At 46.6% G+C, this 23,616-nt stretch carries 3 protein-coding genes; all 3 read left to right on the top strand.

What is annotated here, in order from left to right:
* The first annotated feature begins 201 nt into the window (after positions 1–201).
* The 3 genes from B2952_RS07720 to B2952_RS07710 all read left to right on the top strand — a co-directional run bounded on the left by B2952_RS07720 (position 202) and on the right by B2952_RS07710 (position 23,610).
* A complete protein-coding gene (locus tag B2952_RS07720; protein WP_290727442.1) occupies positions 202–540 on the top strand; it encodes a DUF3467 domain-containing protein in 339 nt (112 codons plus the stop codon).
* Between the two features lie 137 nt (positions 541–677).
* Positions 678–1,808: an FISUMP domain-containing protein gene (locus B2952_RS07715; RefSeq protein ID WP_290730141.1), complete on the top strand. Its 1,131-nt coding sequence runs from the start codon at positions 678–680 to the stop codon at positions 1,806–1,808.
* Positions 1,809–1,923: 115 nt separating this feature from the next.
* The gene (locus B2952_RS07710; RefSeq protein ID WP_290734503.1) at positions 1,924–23,610 is read left to right on the top strand and encodes an LEPR-XLL domain-containing protein; all 21,687 of its coding nucleotides are present in this window, start codon (positions 1,924–1,926) and stop codon (positions 23,608–23,610) included.
* Positions 23,611–23,616 lie beyond the last annotated feature (6 nt).

The raw sequence follows: 23,616 nt of genomic DNA, 5'->3' as shown, positions 1-23,616 counted from the left end.
TTGTTTTTGTATTTGAGAACAACTTGCGCGGGTGTGTCTTGTAAAATATAATTTTACAATGATTGCTAAATGTTTGTCGGGGATGGAGATAGCAAGTGTTGTATACTTTTTGTAATAAATATTTTGTCTGTTATTAAATAGTGGACAAAATAATTTACTAAAATTACAACAAAATAACAAAAACCATATTGGAGATTTTATATGCCCGAAAACAAGAAAGCCCAGAATGAACAGCCCGAAGTCGTGTGGAACGATTCCAACATGAAGAGCCTTTACGTGAACGCCACCAACGTGGTGGGCGGCCGCGAAGAAATCATGATGCTCCTGGGCCTGAACCAGGCATGGAGCATGGGGCAGGGCAAGGTGAACGTGGATATCGCCGAACGCGTGGTGATGACCCCGTACACCGCAAAGAGGCTCGCCATCATGCTCGCCGCGACGCTCAAGGCCTACGAGGCCAAGTTCGGCACCATCGATATCGGCGTGCAGACCGACGCATCGAAGGCTCCCGCAGCCAAACCCGCCGCCAAAAAGGCTTAAACTTTAATAATTTTGGGATAGAAGGAACGAAGAGTATGTCTATCATTAGAAAAGCACCATTTGGTCATGTGGTAACCGCATTTCTGCAGTCATCTGGGTCCCGGCACGTAGGCCGGGATAAACTCCGGCGAGGATCTGTGCGTCTTGTGTTTGCTCTTGCATTGACGCTTGCGCTTGCCGCCTGTGATGACGACGAGAGCAGTTTCGTGCGGCCCGGGGAAGATTCCTCGTCGAGTGTCTGCGAGGACTGCGACGATGCCAGCAGCAGTTCTGTAAAGTCGAACTCTTCGTTCAGCGCGAAGTCATCTTCGAGTGTCAATGCGAAGTCGTCTTCTTCCAGCGTTGCACCGAAGTCGAGCAGCTCGGTGCGTTCGTCATCCAGCGTCGCTTCGAGCAGTTCCGTGCGTTCGTCATCCTCGGCTCCGGTCGAGGATCTGTCGAGTAGCAGTTCGGCGAAGTCGAGTAGCTCTGCAAAATCTAGCAGTTCTGCGAAATCCAGCAGCAGCGCGAAGTCCTCTTCCAGTAGCGTCACACAACAGTCCAGCAGCAGTGAATATGTGCCGTTTGACCATTCCGATGCTTTAGCAGAAGATTGGCGTATTGGTGAAAATCGTTATAAGACATTTACGGATCCGCGCAATGGTCGTAGCTATTACTACATAACGATAACGGGACATCCATTAACGGGAACAGGAAACGTGTCGGTGACAGTTATGGCAGAAAACTTGAATATCGGCGAGATGGTGCTCGGCGAAAACGACCAAAATAATGATTCTAAGGTTGAGCGCTACTGCTACAACAATGATACTACCAAGTGCGATGAATTCGGTGGCCTCTACCAGTGGGCCGAGATGATGCAGTTGCCGAGCCGCTGCAATACTGAAAGTTGTGCCGATTTGATTCAGCCGAACCACCAGGGAATCTGTCCCGATGGTTGGAGGCTTTTTACATATGAAGATTATATTGTTGTTCGTACAGCCGAAGGAAATGATGATGGCATCAAGGGCTTGCGTTCAATGCATGGCTTTAGCGGGAAGAATACAACCGGGTTCTCCCTAGTTGGCGCTGGATTAAGGGACCCTGAGGGAGGTGTGTTTAAATCTCTTAAAAAGGTTGCTTTCTGGTTTTACCCGCAAGAGCATAGTTACGATGTGACTGTATACGCAACGGGTGGCTATGTATCTGGCTCAAATGAGCGAGCTCCGCAACCAGATGATGGGGATTTAAAAACATATGGCTTCTCCGTCCGTTGCGTGAAGGTTGAATAATCACAAATTTTGACACAAAGTACAGCGCACCTGGAAGTGCGCTGTAATTTGTATATCCCAAATGGAATTTTTTTCAAATTCCACACAAAAAGTTTTAACTAAAAAGGCGAAAATCATGTCCAAGAATGTCAAGTCCAACAACAAGAACATCAAGAAGTCTGCTCCCAAGGCTAAAAAGTCCACCCGCAACAATTACAAGATCGAATCTCTCGAGCCTCGCTTGATGATGGATGCCGATCCTGGATTTGATGTAGAGCACTTGAATGATTATGCGGAACAGATTGAATCTATCTCTGGGAATATGGGCGAACAGGTGTCTGCTGCTGTCAATTCCATTGAAGGTTTCGATGCTTCTAAACTTGGTCTTGCGGAATCTGTCGGCTCCTTTACCACAATGTTTGGCGAAAGTGTAGACACCCTGAAAACGACTATTGCGGACAAAGTAAATGACGTGCTTACTCAGTCCTTGGATATGGCCCGCACTGCTATCGAGCAGGCGAATGCCAACCTTGAACAAGGGGTTGAACCTATCACCAAGCTTAGCCTTACGAAGCTTGTGGATACCTATGTGAAGAATTTCCTTGAAAGCGAACAGGGCGAAGAGTACAGGGGACTCACGTTCTCTGCGGAAGGTTCTAGGCTCACTGTCGGTATCGACCTTTCTGAATCTAAGTCGCTTGAGAATCTCGGTGTCGACCTCGGTTCTTGGGGCAAGGTTTCGGTAGATGGTTCTGCCAATCTTTCTGCTGCTGCACAGGCTAGCATTTCTGTTGAATTGGACAAGGACGGAAGTGGCACTTTCTTCGATAGCGACGATGATTTCGAGATCACTGCGCCGCAGGTCAATAAGCTTGAAATCTCCATCGACATTGCCGAAGCTTCAGCCAAGTTCATGAATATCGCTGTTTCCGAAACTGAATCCGATGCCGAAGCAAAACCGGACATGACCCTCAGTTATGCGCCTGATGAGGGTGTGACCAAGAATGTGGACCTGGAATTCAAGGTGGGCGAAATCGCCAATCTCCCGTTCTATGTGGCCGATGAGGGCGTCTTGAAAGTGTCGACCAACGATGGTGAACTCGATGTCCAGGTCCCGGAATTCAAGCTGAATAAGGATTTTTCTCTGGGTACGGTGCTCAAGTCCGTTGCCGCCAAGAAACTTCCTATTCTGAACAGCATAAAGATTCCTGTTGGTTCGGGTGAACAAAAAGAGGAAATGTCGGTAGCGGAATTTGCCTCTGAACTGGAAGATTTCTGGAGCTTCGTTCCCGGTGCAATCTATGGTTCTATTGAGAACATGACAATGAACCTCACCCAGCTCAAGTCGTCTATCGATTCGTTCGTGGCGGCCAATATTGCAGAATGGGGAGATGTTTTAGATAGTTATGCGTTTGATGTAGAGGGTAACACGAAGGCCCTCGTTGAGGGCGAAAACAGCCTTGTCATGCAGATTAAGCCGATCGCGGGCTCGTTCGATAAATTGAACCTCGGTATGTTCTCGCTGAAAGGTGTTGGTGTAAGCACCGAGATTAATGTGAAGTTTACGTTCAACATGGATGCAGAAGGGAAAATTACGTTCGGTAATGTCGCCCTGCAAGATTTGAACGTGAATATGCAAAAGACGGATATCGAGAGCGTCTCGCTGGAGGGAATCAGTGCGGTTTTCAAGAATGGAGCGTTCGGCTTGGAACTTTCCATCGTCAATAGAAATAATCGTCTTGATGTGGATAAATTTGATGCGGGCTTGACCTACGACAAGCTTGATTTGAACGTTGGCGACGCAATGTTGGCAAGTCTGCCGCAGGGGGCTTTCTCCTATGCCAATGAAAAATGGACGCTGCCTGCCGAGATAACCAACTTTACGGACCTGCTTAGCGGGGAATCTTTTTCGCTGGAGGGCCTGCTGGGCGCAGTCCGGAACGTTCCATACCTTGCCAATTACAAGTTTGCTATAGCCAAGAAAAACCCGGGCGAAAAAGAACCGAAAAACTATGTTTTGTCCGTTGTTGACTTTGCGGGTAAAGTGGATGAAGCCTGGAAGGGAATCTCGCTTGCCCTGTCGGGTGGCGTAAATGAGGCTGTACAGGGTGCTGAAAGCATTGCCGAAGGAGTGGCTGTTGATGCCGGTCGTTTGAAGGCTCTCTTTGAAAGTGTCGTCGGTACCAATTTGAGCGGATTGTTCGATAGTGTCACTTTCAAAATGGGCGAAACCGATGCTGTTGACATCTTTGCGGAGGTGATTGGCGAACCGACGGAATTGCCGTCAATTGCGCTGAATGTCGGCTCTAACGAGTTTACGCTAGGCTTTGCAAAGAAAAATATAGCGATGGATGGCTTTAGCATTGATTCTTTCAATGTGAATGCCAAGGCCGATGTTTCTGCCGCTTTGAAAATCAAGCTCAATATTGACCAGAGCGGAAAGGTCTCTTTTGATGGGTTTGATTTCTCCGGCTTCGATATCACATTGTCTTTAGAAGACTTTGCTGATGCCAGTATAACAATTTCGTATGTCGACGGGGAATGGCTGGCTAGCGAGTTCGATTTCGAATCCATAATTGAAGGAATCTCGCTGAGTGCCGTTCTTGATCCTGTTGTTAAAAATTTTACAAATAATAAATCTATCCCGAATCTCGATTTGAAGGTAAAAGAAACTCAGACAACCGTTTTGGGTATCTTAGATTTTGTTTCCAATACGTGGGAGAACGTTTCCAAGGCTTTGAAAGCGTCTGTTTCTTTGCTTGGAAGTGGAGACCCGAAGGTTGCCAAGCTCGATGCCGATGCGTTGAGAAATAAGTTTGCGAGCCTGGTTGAAAAAGATGGGGCTGATGAGTTTAAGAATATTATCGACTGTATAAAAATTGTTCCGTCGGGCTCTATGCAGGAATACAATGTATGGGGTAGTGAACTGCAGTCTGCCGTGCTGCCGACCTTTACAGGCAAGGAATATACTTTCGTTTTCTCGCTCCACGAAACTTCGCTTGACAAGTTAAAACTTCCTCTCTTCATTTTGGATAATACTCTTGGTGTGGATTCCGAGATTGCCATAAAGGTGACTATCAAAGCTGTTGACGGAAAAGCCGATTATACGCTTGGATTGGAAAAGCTCGGATTTGGCGTAGATATTGGGGGTGCTGTTCAAGGTCTTCCGTTTGCAATCAGCGGAGATTCTTCCGTGAAGGTCTCGTATGACGTCACTAATGGCTGGAAAGTGGACTACCCGGAATTCGAGTTGGGCGGAAATTTTGCGCTCAAGGCTGCTATCACTAGCTTGCTTGAAAATGTAGACATCCCTCTTGAGTTTAAAATAGGAGAAGAACAAAAAGCAGTTGACGATCTTGCTAGCATTATCGTTTCGGATGCGGAAAGCGCTCATAACGCTATAGTGCAGGCTCTTTACTCAGGTGCAGCGAAATTGTCTACTGGGGCGACTTCAAGTATTGATGTGACGATTGAAACTTTGAAGAGGGCTCTGAGCGATGTCCTTGATAGTGAATCAATATTTAAAAGCGTCGAAATTGTAAAACAGGGCTCTAATGCAGGCGATTCTGATAATCTTTGTCCGGTTTTTGGTGAAGGAGAGACTGCTGAGACGGTCCTGAAATTCTCCATTGACGACAGCAGCCAGTGTGCCAAACTTACGTTCAGATTTACTCCTGAGAAGAGTCTTGAAAATGTAAGTTTTGCAGGTGTCAATTTGGGCACGGTCGACATGAGTTGCCCGTTCGATGTGACGCTGACCCTTCATGTTGAGAATGACGGCTCGATAAACTTGAATGGTGTCAAGTTCGACGAGATGACGTTGGAGTTGAAACAGCAGAAAGATAAGAATACAATTTCGCTGCCTGGTGGACTTTCTGCTGAACTCGAAGGAGAGTCTTTTGAATTCAAGGCGAGTGTAGGTGGTGAAAATCAGAGGATTGATGCATGCAGTTTTCAGTATGACTCTCTTAAACTGATGTACGGTCAAGTCACTTTGCTTGAACAGAAAAAGCCTGAAGACACTACAGATAAACCTGGATTCAGTTATAGTGATGGAAAGTGGAATTTCCCCGATGAAATTACCAATTTGGAAAACATCCTTTCGCCGGAAAACTTCCTTGACGGCATAGTTAATATTGTTGAAAACTTGTCGATTCCGTATCTTGGAAATGAATTTAAAATTGGCGATGACTCTTACACGATTTCGGGTATTCTAAATAAAGTCAATAATTTCAAAAATAACGTTCTTCTTGCTCTTCGCAACCAGATTGCCTATGCCGATGATAATTTTACCTTAGATCTTGGTAAAGCTAAAACGATTGTTGAAAGTTTTGTTAGTACAAATAATTTGGGGGATTTCTTCTCGGAAATTAATCTGAAATTTGGCGAGGAAAATTCCTATGACCTTCTGGCTGAGGATTTGTACGAGACCCCCATTAATATAGATGGAGGTGTATTTACTGTCGAATTGTGCCCGAAAATTAAATGTGTGCAAACTGATTTGGGTGATTTCGAAATTGAGGCTGCTTTTGCAATAGAAGTTTCCGTTAGCATGGATGGAGAATCTGTCGATTTTGGTTATAATTTTAAACAATTTGAACTGAAAGCTCCTGGTATAACAAGCAGTAGCCTTGGTGGGTTGCTTAAAATTGATGATGATTGTCTAAAATTGACAGTTGGTGGTGATGGAGAAGTTAAAATTTCCAATGTTGAGTTGAATGATGAACTTGATGTTAGCGATTTCCTTTCGTTAGATGGCATTCTTGAAGCCTTAGAAAATATTAATATTCCGTTCATAAACGAGCCGAAATTTTCTGTGCTTGGTCAGGACTATACCATAAAACAAATTGCCCAAAATCTCAATGAATGTTGGAAAATTGCACAATATGGTGTAAGCAATGCCTTCGCTGATGGAAAACTTGACTTTAACAAAATAAAGGATGCGTTCTCTGGTTATGTCAATGGCCTGGTGCCTTTGGATAAAATTCAGATTTTCACAAAAGAGTATTCAGAAAATTGGGATGGCACTAATCTGGTTGATTTGCTCGGCGCAAATACGATCGCCGCCCAATCTCTTGCTCTGGAAGAGGGCGAGCATTCCTTGCTGTTTGCCATTTCTCCTAAACAACTCCAGTTGCTTGGCGATGGCGGCTTCAATTTGGGTATTTTTGATGTTGCGTCGTTAAGTGCGGAATGCACGGTATATTTAAAACTTAATATTAAAGTTGATAAAGATGGAAAACTTTCCATTAATAACGTCGATTTGGAACGTGTAGACCTGGATTTTAGCACTTCGCTTGATTCGATGAATTTAGGCCTCTTTGAAGTTGAGATTGATGGCGGGAAGGTTGATTTTAGCGTTTCCATCGGAGATGGCGTAAAGCCCAAAGAGCTGAAATTGGGCTACAGCTCCCTTACTTTGAAAGCCGGAGATTCGTTTGAACTTCCTAAGATTACGAATGAGGATGGTGACAACTTTTCATACAATTTTGACTCAAGAGAATGGACGCTTCCGAATAGTATCAAGCAATATATGTCTCTTTCAGGAGACTCGCTGATCAATCAGGTCCATGTGGTGCTGAATTCGTTACAGTCTGCTCTGCGTAGCCTGGTTGAAAGTAAGACCAAGCTCGACTTCCTTGACGGCTCTATTGATAAGGTCGTAGATATTGTCGATAAGGTTGAAGCGGTTGTTTACGGGGATGGTTCTGAAAACTGCGATTTCGGCCTCATGAAATGTGTGGAAGGCCAGTACCAAAAGAATTTTGGTAACATTAGCACGTTTGTTGAGGTGTTTAATAAATCCTGGAGAACGGTTTTTGGCGTAGATGATAATGTTGTTTCGCTCCAACCAGTAGAGGGCGAAAACAATATTGTTCTGCTTGATTTCGCTTTGAAGTTCGGCGTCGAAAAGGCCTTCGGGCTTGACTTGGCCAATGTGCTTAAGGACAAATTGGAAAATATTTCTACACATGGGTACGTTTCGATAAAAGCCGATGCTACGATTTCATTTAATTTGAAAATTGATTTCTCTGGCGAGAAATTAGAAAAAGATGCGAAACTTTCTGAAATAGGTCTATTTGAGCTTGATAACGAGGAAAATCCGACGAAGGCTTTAAGAGAAGTTGACGGCGTTCAAAAGGATATTTCTGTAAATGAATGGTACATCACCTATGAGATTCCCTCAGAAAAAACCTTTGATGAAGATTTGTTCATCAAATTAACTTCGAATGTTAAAGAAACAGAAGGTCGATCGGAACTTGGAATAGTTAAGATAAAAGAAGGGGTTTCGTTAAGTTCTTTAAGGTCTGACTGGTACGAAAATTCACCATCTGAAACGGATTTTGAAATCTCTTACACGTCGTCAAGGCAAATTGTTATCACATCAAAACAAGAATTTGTTATTGAAAAGGGTGACAATCTGGATAAAAAGACCTCCGGTGGCGATTCCTTTGCCGAATTGAAGCTCTCCGGTACGAACCTGCAGACGATGTACAAGGTTCAGAGAGATGATGAATGGACTATTCATGTTCTTAAATCTGGAGAAGACAGTCCGAAAGATGTAAAAATTAAGAATGATTTTTTTCAAAAACTTGGCGATGGATATATTCAGGGTAAAAATCTTAAAGATCAATTGAACGAGTATCTTTCTATTCAGAATACTATTGATGAAGTGGATAAGGGTCGTTCCATCATGAACACATATGGCTTGTATGTGGTGGATGTTGATGAGGACAATATTATTTTCGGTTGCGATTCTCGAAGAATTCAGGGAAATCTGGATACCGACAATATCCTTTATTACCTTTATGATAATGGCGCTGAATATGGTAAAAAGATTACCTACATGCGAATCTCCGGTGAACTTACTCCTTCGATCGGAAAGCATGGGGCGCTCGTTGCTAGTGGTACAAATAAAGTATTTATAGAATTTGACAACGCAGCTGATGATGTTGACTCTGTGGCAGAAAAATTCAAGGACCTATACAAAAAATATGTAGATTCAGATGTTCCTGATGGCTTAGGCAATGAATTTGTATTTACTATAGACTCAATTAATCTCAAATTTGAAAAAGAAGAGAAAGGAGATGCCTGGTGTATTTCGCTAAAGAGCACTGATGGTGCATCTGTCGAATGGTTCGATCATATCTTGGAATTGAAATTCTCCGATGTCAACGATGATTCTGAAACAATATATGTCAACACGGAACAATGCTCTTCGGTTTCGTCTCTTGCAAAGGCGATTAAAGATACGATAGACAATTGTACGCAAGACGATGATATTCTTTCCAAAATATCTTCGGTCATGGTGGTTGACGGGAATATTGTATTCTCTGTAAATGATGAAGTCAAAATAGTCGGGACTACTGAAGAAATAAAGGCTGATAAGACCGATTTTAAGATAGGCGATAAACCTGTCGATTTCCAGGATTGCTTGACTGCAAGCAATCTCGAAACGCAGACACTTGCAGGCCTTCTTGAGAATATTAATGCTCAACTTGGTTCTGATTATACTATAAAAATTGTGGATGACCATCTGGAAATTTTTGGAAGTCAAGAATTTACCTTGACGTCCTTTGGTTCCAGTAAGGCTCTCGAATGGCTTGGCTTTAGTTCGGGACAAAAGGCTCAAAAGAAATCGGGAACATCTCAGAGTTCGACGGATTCTTTCCGTATTGTAGGCTCTGCACTTCAGAATCTTGACTGGTCGAAAAAGATTAGCCTTGAAGAAATTAAACTTGGAGCAACCCTTGCCGTTTCGATGGGAACCGACCTGCACGAAATTGAGGAGGTGCGTAAATCAGGAAATTCCGTTAGTCTTAAGCTTAAATCTGCAGAAGGTAATGATGTTAGAGCAGATGTTTCTTATGCTGTAGGCGGTTATATTGCTGTCGGTGATGATTATTATAAAATAGAAAACGTTGATGTTGAGGCTGGAACTCTTACTGTATCGACGGTTTCGATTGACGGGGATACGCTTGATAATGCCGATAAAAAGGAAACTTGGGCAACTGCAAAATATGTTGCAAGTGCTTCGGCCTCGTATAAATTCGTTGGAGCAGACCTTATTGCGAAAGGAGACGTTGGGCTTGAATTAAAATTCGACTTGGAAAAAACTGAAAAGAAAGAATCGAATAATATATTTGGGTATAAAGTAAATCCCGTGACGCTGGGGCTTGTTGATGGTTCAAATAAATTTACTGCAACCGCTTATGCGGATTTGTTTGGTTATGACATAGAATTGGCTGAGGTGTCTCTTGAGATCGTAAAACCCAATGAGTTTGCGTCTTTTGAAGACGATACGAACACTGAATTGAAACAAGATAATTATAGGTTGGCCAGTAATGTTGAACTGGGTGATGGCGTTAAGAGCATACTTGACAGCTTCAAAAATTTCTCGATAGAAAAGCTCTATGTAGTGCTTGAAAATCTGATTGAACGTATAGATGATGTTACGGATAAAGTTAAGGATAAAAAGATTCCGGTTATCAACAAGACTGTTGGTGATTTGGTAAGTGTGGCGAACGATTTGCGCAGCATTATCTCGACGCTCCGAGCCGAAAAGATTACAAGCCTCCAGCAGTTCGGTGATTTGCTGAATACTTATCTTGAAAAATTCAATCTTTCTTCGCGTACAGACGGGAAAAAGCTCTTTAATATAAGGTTTGACAAGGATTATCAGGCAGTTTTCTTTGACTTCGATGTGGTAAAGGCTATCGGTGTACGCCATAGGTTCAGCTTTGGCAAAGAGGATTCCGGCGTCCAGGGAAACATTGACTTGGATGTCTCTGGTGATTTCTGGTTTGCGCTTTCTGCAAAGGTGGTATTTGGCGAGGAATTTGACCTTGTGCTTACGGAACCCATTCAATTTGGTGCCGAAATTGCAATTTCGGGCGACAAACTGAATTTCGATTTGGGTGTCACGGGCGGTGGCAGCGGCATGCTCAGCAACTTGATTTCTGTTGGCGAGAATAAGGACCAGCAGTCGTTTATCCACGGCAAGGTGGCCTTCTTGGGTTCTGTGAGCGGTAAAGATTCTGGTTCTTTCTCCATTAATGATCCTAAAGGCGTTAAGATTGATTATGCTTTACCTATTGTTCTTTTCGGACGACTCCCGATTACCGTATGCGAGATGTCCTTGGGCGATGTCCTTGTGGGCCGATTCAATAATAATGCCGTTGAATTAGTCAATTGCACGTCTTTCGATAATGCCCAAGACGAAGTCGAAAAAATAATGGGTGCTATCAAGGAGGACTGGAAAGATGGCGAACTCACCGACGCAAATAAAGTTTATGACAGCTTTGATTTTGGCCTGAGGCTTGGGAACGAAGACAATAAATCTCAGTTCGATGGGCGGTTGATTGCTGACTTCTCGAGTGTGTACGAAAGGATATTGGAACTTGCCGATTTTGCGAACATGGACTGGTTCAGCCAGATTAAGCTTGCTGTGTCTGGCTTGAACAATCTGTTCGAAATGCTCGAAAGCAATATCAACGGCGGTATGGCAAACTCCATCAAGTCTGTTCCGGTTGTGGGTTCTGCCTTGAGTACCGGTGTCGACTTCTTGAGTGTGTTGAAGAACAAGGTACTTGACCCGTTCTCGAAGTTTGTTTACGAATCGACGGGCTTGACAGCCGAGATGGTCGCGAAAAAGATGAACGACCTGTTTGGATTGGGCTTTTTCCTGACTCCGGAATATGATGTCGGTTCAGACGAAGGCGATTCCTACTATTTCGGTTGGAACGGAGATAAGACCGGGTGGAAACAAGTCGACGGAAAGGGGACGTGGTACCGCAGCACCAAGGAATCGGCGGAATGGTACTTCAACCTGGGCGGCGTGTATGAATTCGGGACCTCGGTGGGCTTTGATCTCGGCTTCCCCGGACTGGCGCTCGCCGCGGATGGCGGTCTCAATCTCTCGCTCTCTTGGGCGCTGGAATTCGGATTCGGTATCTCGAAGCAGAATGGTTTCTACTTTATCTTTAACGACGGCAATGAAATCAATGTCAAGGCTACGGCTGAGTTAGATGCTGATATAAGCGCCTCGTTGGCTGGGCTCGGCTTGACGTTGTCGACAAAGGGAAAAGATAAAGATGGTAATAATCACAAAGCTGCTGTTGAACTAAGTTTCGGAGTCGACTTGAATAATCCGAGTGATTCTTCGGCGGAGACATACGATTCCAGACTTGGCGCTTCGGAGCCGCTCGATGCGGATGGAGTGAAAGAATGGATTACAAAAGAAAAGACCAATGATGATCCAAAAGATAAGATAAATCTGTTTACGAAAAAATACGGCTTGGTAAAAGTGTCCGATGCTTTTGCCGTGCCTACGTTTGACTTTGAAGCGTCTGTCAATATCTATACCGGTATAGATGTCGGTGTCGGCAAGGATGCCGGCCGCGATACGCCCAAGTTCCCTAACATTTCGGGTGATTTTGAATTTGACTGGGCGTACGAGAAGATTAATGAAGAAGGAGATAAAGATAGCGTTATAAAATCCCTGGCATTCAAAAATCTTGAATTCGATATGGGTTCCTTTATCGGGGGCGTGCTCGGGCCTATCGTTTCCAAGATTCAGACGGTCATAGAACCGCTTGAGCCGCTTATCGACTTCCTGATGACCCCGTTCCCGGTGCTCGATGACCTGGGAATCAAGATAACCCCGCTCGACCTTGCCAAAAAATACAGCAAGGGCAAGTTTGACGATGGAATGATTCTCGCCATCAAGGACCTTATTTCGATATCCAAGATGATATCGACTTCCAATGGTACTGGAGTAAAGGTTAATCTGGGTGATTTTGAGTTGGTAAAATCGGGACCGGGAATGGGCGGCTCCACTGGTGACACATCCACGCAAGATTTTCTTGAAGGAAAGTCTTCTAGATCGGTTATAAATGACAATATCAAAAAATATGCTAAGGGTTTAGAAGATCCGGAACTGGATATTGCCAATAAAGCCCAAAAAAAGCTCGAAGATCAGGGCTTTAAACTCAAAGACGACGGCGGCTGGAACTTTATCTGGAGTGATCCGTCGAAGATTTTCCAGATGCTGCTTGGCGAAGATGTTCCCCTTGTCGAATACACGATGCCCACGCTCTGCTTTGATTTTGACTGGAATACGTTCGTGCGCATCTGGGGTCCGCTCGGTGCGCGCCTGGGCGTGACGTTCAACGCCTCTATCCAGCTCGGCTTTGGTTACGACACGCTGGGTATCCGCCAGTGGATTAGCAGTGGCCGTAAGGACTATGGCCGCTTGCTCAATGGCTTCTATGTGATGGACAAAGACAAAAATGGAGTCGATGTCAACGAACTTTCGTTCTATGGCGGCTTGACAGCCGCCGCCGAACTCAATGCTGGCGTGAGTGCCGGTGTCGGTGGCGGTGTGGGCATCAACGTTGGTTTCAATCTGTTTGACCCCAACAAGGATGGCAAGGTTCGCCTCAGCGAAATGAAGCAAATCATTGGCGAATTGGGCTTGTTCGGCATATTCGATGTGAACGGAGCGATTACAGCCAAACTCTATGCGTATGTGGATTTGTGGCTTACCACGAAAAAGTGGAATATTACGGGCGACATAACCCTGTTCAGTTTCAATTACGAACATAAACTTGCGCCTGTGATGGCTTCAAAGGACGAGAATGGCAATATTGTGGCGCATATTGGCCCGAATGCTGGCGACAGAGTTTCGACTGACAATGATAATCCCACTCTCGAAGATGGTAATGAAACATACATTGCGGAATTGACGGAGGATGCAGAAGTTAAATGGGGCGATGGCAAGAAAGTAAGTACAGAAAAGGGTAAATGGCATCGAATAAATGGCGATGCCGGTGATGACTACATCAAGTTGACTGGAAAGGCCGGTCTCAACCTTGAAATTTATGGTGGCGAAGGTGACGATGTAATCGACCTTTCCGAACTCGACTTGAATGGCTATACCGTAATTATCGTTGGTGGAGCCGGTAATGATACCATTATTGGTGCTAATGGTGGTATGAATATCATCTATGGCGATGATGGGTATGTACCTCCCGATGAGGATGAAGGTAAAAAGAATGGTAAATTCTATGTCGAAGGCTATGTAGATGCTGGTGCCGCCGGTAACGATGTCATTGTCGGCGGTGCCGGAAATGATGTCATTTTCGGTGGTGCCGGTAACGACAAAATCGACGGACTCGATGGTGACGACCTGATATTCGGTGATGGCGGCAAGGCTCTCTATGATAATGGAACCGTTGGGGGGGCTTCTCGAAGCGATGTCAGCCTCGATGGTGGCGATGACTTGATTATTGGCGGCAAAGGCAATGATACGGTCTTTGGTGGTTCGGGCAACGACCGGGTTGACGGTGGCGCCGGCGATGATGAAATTCATGGAGAACGCGGAAACGATCGTATATTTGGCGGTTCGGGCGATGATGATATCTATGGCGGTTCCGGTCACGATATCGTTTATGGTGGCAATCTGATACAGATAAACGTTGATTCCGAATTTAGTAAGGATTTCTTCAGTAAAGAACTTATTGCAAACCAGTTTGCCAAAAATAACTTTGAAGTCGCTAAATCGGAATTCAGTTTTGCTCTTGATAGTGCTAAATTCAAAGATGGTACTGACGCTAAATTGAGTGGTGAGGATTCTGATTCAGATGGCATAGACCACATCTATGGTGGCGAAGGCGATGACCTGATTTACGGCGCCGGAGGAAACGACGTCATTGAAGGTGGCATCGGTAACGATGTCATTGATGGCGGTAATGGTGACGACAACATCCAGGGTGGTATCGATAATGATATCATCTATGGTGGTGAAGGAAACGATGTCATCGATGGCGGCGCTGGTAATGACAGCCTGTATGGCGATAAGGGAGTTGCTAGCGGTTATACTAAAGGCTCAGACGCGTTTAATGGAGAAAAGATCACCTTTGGCGAAAATCTTGGCTTGGGCGGAATATTCTACAAGGATGCCAAAAGTGGGCCGACTGACGGAAATGACAAAATCAAGACCGGCCCCGGCTTGGATTTCGTTGATGGCCAGGGTGGCAGCGACCAAATCTTCGTGAACTTGATGGGCGGAAGCGAAACCAGTTATGTGAACATCACCGATTCTGGAGAAGGCCAGTTCGATAGGGATGTGCTCACTATTGAAGCCACGGAATATGCAGACAACTTGTTGATGCGAATGAACGAAGCTGGGACTCTTGGTTTTGTAGCGTTGTTGCCTGAAGATGGAAACGTGTCCAGTACGAATGCCAACAAGAATATCGAACGCGTCAACTTTACGAATGGTATCGACGTTGTTAATTTGTATGCGAACGGTGGCGATGACAAGGTTGTCGTTGATGGTACTGCGGCTGTAACGAATATTGATGGCGGCGCCGGAAACGATACCTTCCAGGTTGGACAGCTCTACAACTCCGATCGAAAGGCTGGTACACAGAACATCGCTTCTGAAGATGGATTCAAAACTATTCAGAATTCCGATGGAAAATACCTGAGTGAAGGTGTGTCTGAAGGTTCTAAGTTGAACATTGATGGTGGCGTTGGTGATGATACCTTTACCGCTCTGCGCAACGTCGGTTCTTTGAACATGGCTGGCAGCCGTGGCAACGATGCGTTCTCGGTATACAACTATAAGACTATGAGTGGGGATATCGTTGTCAACGGAACTCGCTCGATTGATGGTGGAACCGGAATAGATAGCGTAAATGTCTATGGCACCGAAGGTGACGATACTGTTGTTATTACGAAGGAAGGCTTGCTTTCTGAATCTGGTGGTATCAAGGTTGCCGGTGTAGAATACTCGAATTTTGCAGCTGGTGCGGGTGACGATGAATTCTATGTCGCCAGCAACAATGCGGGTGAGACGACTACGATAAACGGCGGTCATGGCAATGATACCGTGTCTGTTGGTGGTCTTGATTTGGATAGTCGTCCGCTTCGAAATGCCGATACCGATGGTCAGACCAATACTTTGACATATGAAGTGTTGTCGGCTGATTCTGATGATTTGGATGACGATGAAAAGAAGATCTGTTTTGTAAATTCTGATTTGGAAGACAAAAAGTATCAGCAGAAATTTGTTGTGATGGATACGAGCGCAGCTCCTGCCGTGTTTGTGTCTACTTCTGAAACATATATTGCTGATAATGGGCTTGTCATTCAGGAAGGTGGAGTTGGTTCGTTCTTTGTCGGCTATTCCGGAAACCTGAAAGAAGGGTCGATTACGGTCGACTTGAACATTCCGTTGCTTTCCACGTCCATGCTTCAGGCTGGTGACAGGGGAATCCTGATTAAGAAAGATTCTGACACAACATATTCGGATCATGTTCAGATTGTCTTTGATGGAAAAAATACGCAACCGGTAAAGATAAATGTCAAGGCCCTTTCGGATTCTTTGTCCGAAGAAGATGTTGTCAAGTCAATTTCGTTGAGCAGCGTTTGGACTTATACGAATAAAGGCGAAATACTTAAAAAACTGCTTTCCAAGTCTGCAACGGCATTCTCGCTGAGTGTTAAGGATGATAAAAAAGTCTCCAAAAATGACGAAGCGAAGAAATTGCTTACGAGGACCGAGGAGTACACGATTGGTGGAAGTGCTGTTGCTCTGGGCGAATTTGGCGTCGAATTGCATGGTGCGAATAAGTCGAACATCCATGTTTATCTGGAAAATAGCGATAAGACAATTGAATATACCAGTATAGATGACAAAGGTGTTTTGACCATAAAGAATTATACAAATGACCTAAAAGATAAGGTTCTTATCGTTAATTATCGTTCCAATACAATGAAACTTGATGGGTCGAAAATCCATCTTGCTTACGATGATGTTGCCAGTTTGTCTTCTGTTAAATATGGAACCGAGACTGTCTACTGTGGCGCAGATAAAGCATCGAAGGAAAAGAAGGATATTTATTACGAGCTGAACGGAAATGTCCTGGTATTCTTCAATACGTCGAACCAGCAACTCGCGACATTGCATGGTGAGGTTTCTGTTGGTTCAGGCACGTTTGCTGGTGCGGAAACGAATATCCAAAATGGTGATTCCTTCAAACCCTGCGATTTCTTGACGATTAAACGCGTTGGTGATACTGCTCAACAAAATCAGTATGTGCTTGCTGAAAAGTATCTCGAGACGGAATTGAAGGATGGACATCATGTTCCGACGGGAAACACAGAACGTGATACGAGTTGGAACTCCATGACTTTCGATATTACATACAACAAGGATATACCTGACGGTAAATCGTTGTTTGTTAAGGTGTCTGCTTCCGAAGTTATATCTAAGATGTTGGACGGAAATAAAGAAGTTCAACTCTTGATTTATGATAATAAAGACGGAATAGCGAAATCTTCCGTTGTTCTGGAATTTAAGAAAGGGTCTGCATCAAATACAATAACTGTTTTCGCAAAAGCAGATGCCATTGATGAAGAATACGGTATCGTTACTTTCGATGGAAATAGCGACAAGCGTATTAACCAAGTTGAAGGCATTGTTGATGCTTATGGTAAGGGAACAAGCGACATTGCCGGTGTCGATAATCCGGAACTTCTCCATTATAATCATAAGATTGAAAGCGATTCCGGCTTTGTTTGGGCTTCGAAGTTTAATGAGAAAAATACCTATGACTTAGACAGTTTGGCTAGCGTGAAGTCTGTTTCTGGCAATACAGTCATTGTCGAAATCAAGGAAGGAGAGACTCCTACTAAGGGTGGTACGGTCAAGTTTGTTTCGGAAAAGAACGAATCAGAATGGTTCCGTATTGATGGTGACCCCATTGTGGGGGAGGGTACTTATACTCTCACGTTGAACAAGTCTATTGAAACTTCCTTGAGCGGATTCAAGGCTATGTTCGCTGGGCAGAAGGACTACCTCTTTGAAAGCGAAGACGACTGTGTTGATCGTATATTCGTGAATAACCAGGATTCGAATGTCGATGCCAACAGCGCTCTTGAAAATGCCAATGTGGAAAGCGTTGACGATTCCGTCAAGTTTACGCATACAGAACTCAAGGAAAAGGTTGTTGCAAGCGAGTTCGAATTTGGCGAATTCAATTTGGGTACAGGTAAGGATACCGTCAATATCTCTAAGACCATTCATGGCCATGTTAATCAGACTACAGAAAAAGAATTCCAGACGTTCACGGTCGTGAATACCGGCGACGATAAAACCGATAATCGTGAGACCGATGATGATATTACCGTTACGGATTATAACGCTAACGACGGTCAGCTGGTTATCAACGCCCAGGGCGGCAACGATAAGATTACCGCAAAGGGAAGCTTGATTACCAAGGACGGTATGGTTGTTCTGGGCGGTGCTGGAAACGACACCATCGATGTCGATAAGGGTATTATCGCCTTTGGTGACAAGGGTAACATCCAGTATATGGATGGCAATAATGTCGTTACGGAGCTTGGCTATTATAAGGAAGACTCCGGTGAGCATAAAGCGGGTGATGTTATTTTCACAACTATTCCTAAGGATAGAGATAGTAATTTCATCCAAAAGCAGACCGATGGCATTGCCCGTGGGGCGACTTCTATTGCGTCCGTAATGCCTAACGAGGGCGGAGTCGATAAAATTACTGCCGGCGGACAGATGAGTGTTGTTGTCGGTGGCTTTGGTGGCGACAATATCTCTGTAACCGGAGAAAAGAACGTTGTTCTTGGCGACAATGGTGTCGTGAACTTCCATAACGAAGGTTCGGCAACGTCTTGGCGCGAAAACAACATCAAGATTAGCCTCGAAAAGGTTCAGACGACAAATAATTCTATTGGTGAGAAAGATACCATTGGTATTGTCGGCAGCCATAACGTTGTCATGGGCGGAAATGGTGATGACGATATCACCATCGGCGAAGCCGGCAAGGGAAATGGGACCGATAACGTTGTCCTTGGTGACGGTGGTGTTGCCAACTTTACGCCGGGTGTCGCTACGACCGAAAACTTTATGGTCAATGCTGCGGTTGAATCCGTGAAGACTGAGGAAGATTCGGTCGGCGCTGGGGACACTATCGAAATCTATGGCGGCCAGAATACTGTTATGGGTGGCGCTGGTGCCGATATAATCACGATTGGCGAAGAAAACAAGGACGACAGCGAAGAAGTCAAGATCAATGGTGATGAAAATGTTGTCCTTGGCGATGGCGGCTCCTATGTTGTCGACAAAGATAAGGGCGAGGTGAAGGTTCATACTCATGATCTGTCGGTGACTGAGGATAAAGAACCTGATTTTGTCGATACAATCACTATCCATGGTGGTCAGAATACAGTCATGGGTGGCGTTGCCGGCGATAATATTGACATTTATGGTGCCGACAATATTGTCCTCGGCGATGGTGGCGAATCTATCCGCGAATGGAATGCGGATAATGAGGTCTACGATTCCATCAAGTCTGTCGAAACGACGGACGATAGTAATGGCGGCATCGATACCATTAACATCCATGGTGGCAAGAATGCCGTTATGGGTGGTGCCAAGGGTGATAAGATTACCATTGGCGACGGAAAAACCAGTGATGGCAATGAAAACGCTGAAGATGATAATGAAAATCAGAATGGTAATGAAAACGTCGTCCTTGGCGATGGCGGCTCCTATGTTGTCGACAAAGATAAGGGCGAGGTGACTGTCAAAACGTCTCGAGAAGAGGTTGACGACACTGTCGTTATCCATGGTGGTGAAGATACCATTAAGATTTATGGCGGCCAGAATACCGTTATGGGTGGTGCCATGGGCGATGGAATCGATATTTACGGTGCCGACAACATTGTCCTCGGTGACGGTGGCATCGCCGTTCGTGAATGGAACAGCGAGAAGAAGGTCTACGAGGCAATCAAGTCCGTCAAGACGACTGACGATGAAAATGGCGGTGTCGATACTATCAACATCTATGGCGGCCAGAACGCCGTGATGGGTGGCTTTGATGGCGATAACATCACTATCGGTACGCAGAATGGCGCAACAAGCGATAACAACATCGTGCTGGGCGATGGAGGCGAATACAATAACGAAGCTTCTGATTCGGCCTATATCCAGACTCAGAGTGATGGCATTGGTGGCGAAGACCACATAAAGGTCTATGGTGGCCACAATGTCGCTATGGGCGGATTTGCTGACGATGATATTGAAATCCACGGTGGCGAAAACGTTGTCCTCGGTGATGGCGGCATTGCCAATTACGACAAGAAGCCTGATGCGGCAACGGTGAATGAGTTCATCAACTCCGGCCTTCGCTACGTCGAAACCACGAGTGATGATATCGGCGGTCACGATGATATCGACATCTTTGGCGACACGAATGTCGTTATGGGTGGTGCCGATGGTGATATAATCGATATTGCCGGTAATGACAACGTTGTTGTGGGTGACGGCGGCAGGTACGATATTTACGATACATATCGTACAGTGCAGACCAAGTCCGAACAGGACGGTGGCCATGATGTCATCCATACCAACGATGGGAAGAACATCGTGATGGGCGGTATGGATTCCGACGAAATCACCACGGGAGCCGGCAACGACATCATCCTCGGCGATGGTGGCTTCGCGAAGGTCGATCGCGACTTCAATGCGATATATGTCACCAACGAAGGCCGCAACATCGAAACGCTTGACAAGGACGAGCAAGTCGTTGTCCGCGAAGACGGAACGGCCGGAGCCGATACGATCATCGCTGGCAATGGTGACAACGTTGTCTTTGGTGGTCTCGATTCTGACGATATCACGACGGGCAACGGGCAGGATGTTGTGTTCGGCGACAACGCCTACGCGACATTCCGCGGCAACGCGAACGAGGCGTTCGAACAGGTGGGCGACCGCCAGAACGTCCCGGATGTCTACGAAGAGGCGACCCTCAGCTTCAACTTCCAGGGTGCTTCGCAGACGGGCCTCAACGCGGGCGACTTTGTCGGTGCGTACAACGAGGAAAACGGCGACGATTACCGCAGCAGCAACTGGAACAACATCTCGGGCTCGCTTGCAGGTACATACGGCAACGATGACCGCGAAGTCGTGAACATGGATAACCTCGATGCGACGGGCGAAAAGTCTGCCGACGAAACCCGCGTGCGCGCAAGCGGCGTGAGCGTGAGCTACGGCGGCATCGAGAGCCATCGCAACACGAGTACGGACAACCGCATCAACCTGCAGGCCTACAACCTTGGCCTCTGGAATGCGCAGTACGACAAGAACGCGAAGCTCATGAATTCGGGCCTGATGACGACTGCTCCCAACGCGCAGTGCGAAAATAAACTCGATGTCCAGATGGACGGCCTTGCCCAGTACTTCACCAGCTACAGGGTGGTGGTGTACCTCGACATCCCGGATTCTCATTCTGCGGCAAACAACAGCATTCGCAAGGTGAGCCTGTATACAAACGATTCGGAAGATCCGATCAAGACCTTCTATGTGAAGGACAATGCTGGTCACAACTTCCATGGTTCCTACGAACGCTCGACTGCCGAAACGGCCGCTTCCGCGATGGAAGCGAACTACGTGGTGTTTATGGTCGATGAGGGCGTTGCTGCCGACCGCATCCGCGTGGTTATCGAGGAGGCGGATCCCAATGCCCAGAACGGAAAGAATCTCCCGGGCATCGCCGCTATCCAGGTCAGGGGCACGCTCCACAAGCAGGATGTCGCCGCGACGACCGATATCGATTTCGGCGGTAACGATACCATCCGTACCGACCTCGGCGATGATATCGTGGTGGGCGGTACCGGCGGCGACGATATCACCACCTTCGGTGACGAACGCTACTGCATCCACGACAACGACGTTGTCTTCGGCGACAACGCGAAGATTCTGCTTACCGACCGCGACAGCGACGAATCTACGGCTTCGACCATCTCGACTGCGGAATCTGTGGCCATCACGAACATCGATGCGATTTACGATGACCTCATCAAGACCGGCAACGGCAACGATACCGTTGTGGGCGGCGTCGGGGCGGATACGATCAATGCCGAGGCGACTGCGGCCGCCGACACGATGCTGGAGGACATCAACGTGCTCTCCATCAACTTTACCCGCGAGCATTCCGATTCTACGGACGCGATTGCGCAGGGTGAGGCGGCAGGCGTCGTGGTGGATACCGACTGGCACAACTTCTACCGCAACGACCGTGGCGTCATTGTATCGGAATCTGTGCGCGGTCAGGAATCCTCTCCCGAGTACAACAACAAGATGAACAGCCTTTCGAACAACCCCACGGCGAGCAATCCGTATGCTGTCGAGGAGGGTGTCGAGGTTCAGCTTTACGGCAAGAACCACGGGCAGCGCCAGACCGTCGCAAGCTTCACAATCGAGAACTACGATGAACTGGATGGTGACACTTCGAACTCGAAGCTGTTCAACACCTACCTTGCGGCACAGCAGAGCGAAGAGATTGTCCTGAAGCTCAAGAACATGAACAGCTTCGTGAGCAATTCGAATAATACGGTTTCTTCGACCTACGACCTCTACATCTACCTCGGTGGCGACAACAACGATACCGATACGTACAACTACCTGTACCAGGTGAAGTTTACGGGTCACAATGGCGTGTCTCAATACCGTTACCTGAACGACTGGACGGGCCACAAGTTCGACGGCGACTACAAGGAGGCTACCTGCTCGTCGCAGAGCGAAGCCGAACGCATGCTGCAGATGGCTTTGAACGATTCGGCCCATGATTCGGCGGCTCCGCGCCTTGAACTGGTGGGCAACTACGTGGTGTTCCGCGGCGTGTCGGGCGATGTCGCCGATATCCGCATCAGGAACATCTACACGAGCTCCGGTCAGCATCCGAAGAACCTCCCGATGATTTCGGCGGTGCAGGTTGTATCGGGCGATGGCCGCTATGCCGGCGAAACGGACCTCGGCGGCGATCACGACAAGGACCTCGTCTATGGCGACGATGCGAAGCTCGTATTCGACATGGATGTTCCTTACGATGCCGATGTCGCGGATGTCTCGAAGTTCAAGAACCGCGTTATCGAGGCCAAGTCTGTTGCCATCGAACACGATGCGGTGACTTCGATTTCGACCAACGATACGATCACGACGGGCAGGGACCGCGACGTTGCCGTGGGTGGCGAAGGTGCCGACACGATTACGATGGGCGCGGGCGACGATATCGCCCTCGGTGGAAGCGCGAACCTCGTGCTCGAACACAACAACCCGCTGGGCGTGTTCACTCCCAATACCGAGATTGCGCTCGACCAGCATACCATCGACACGACGCAGCACCAGAACTACCTCGACAACGACAACGCGAACAAGTGGCAGTTCCAGAGCAGGCTCGACCAGAACCTCATCCAGGGTATCGATACTTCCGTGTCGAACGAAAACGACCGCAAGGATACCATCGATGTTGGCGAAGGCAGGAACCTCACGTCGCAGGGCTCCGACAGCACAGCGCAGCTTGTGGTGCCGAAACCCGTGATTGTCGATGACGACGGGCAAGAGGGCAGTGGAGAAGCCTCTACGCCGACGCCTCCGGTTGTGGCTCCAGACGACGGAACGGTGGTGATTGACCAGGAAGGAACTTCGACCTTGGTTGAAATTGCTGCCGGCGAGACTGTGGAAATCGTGATTACGGATTGGGACGAGGGCAACCAGTATTACCATCCGAACGTATTCCTGCAGTTGAACTGCTCCGACAACACGAGGCATAAGCTGTCTGTCACCTGGGATGGTCAGCAGACTGACCCGACGGTGTATTTGCAGAACTATGCAGAATTCGACATTCCTGATGTGGCAACTGTCGTGGGTGAACACAAGATTGTCTTGAGAATTACTTCTAGAGACACCATCTCGCTCATGGCAACTGTTGCTCATCGGTAATCTGTT

Origin of the sequence: Fibrobacter sp. UBA7003 (assembly GCA_002449765.1) — a bacterium.
GTDB lineage: Bacteria > Fibrobacterota > Fibrobacteria > Fibrobacterales > Fibrobacteraceae > Fibrobacter.
The sequence above is the reverse complement of the archived record's forward strand: the minus strand, read 5'-3'. Positions and strand labels throughout refer to the sequence as shown.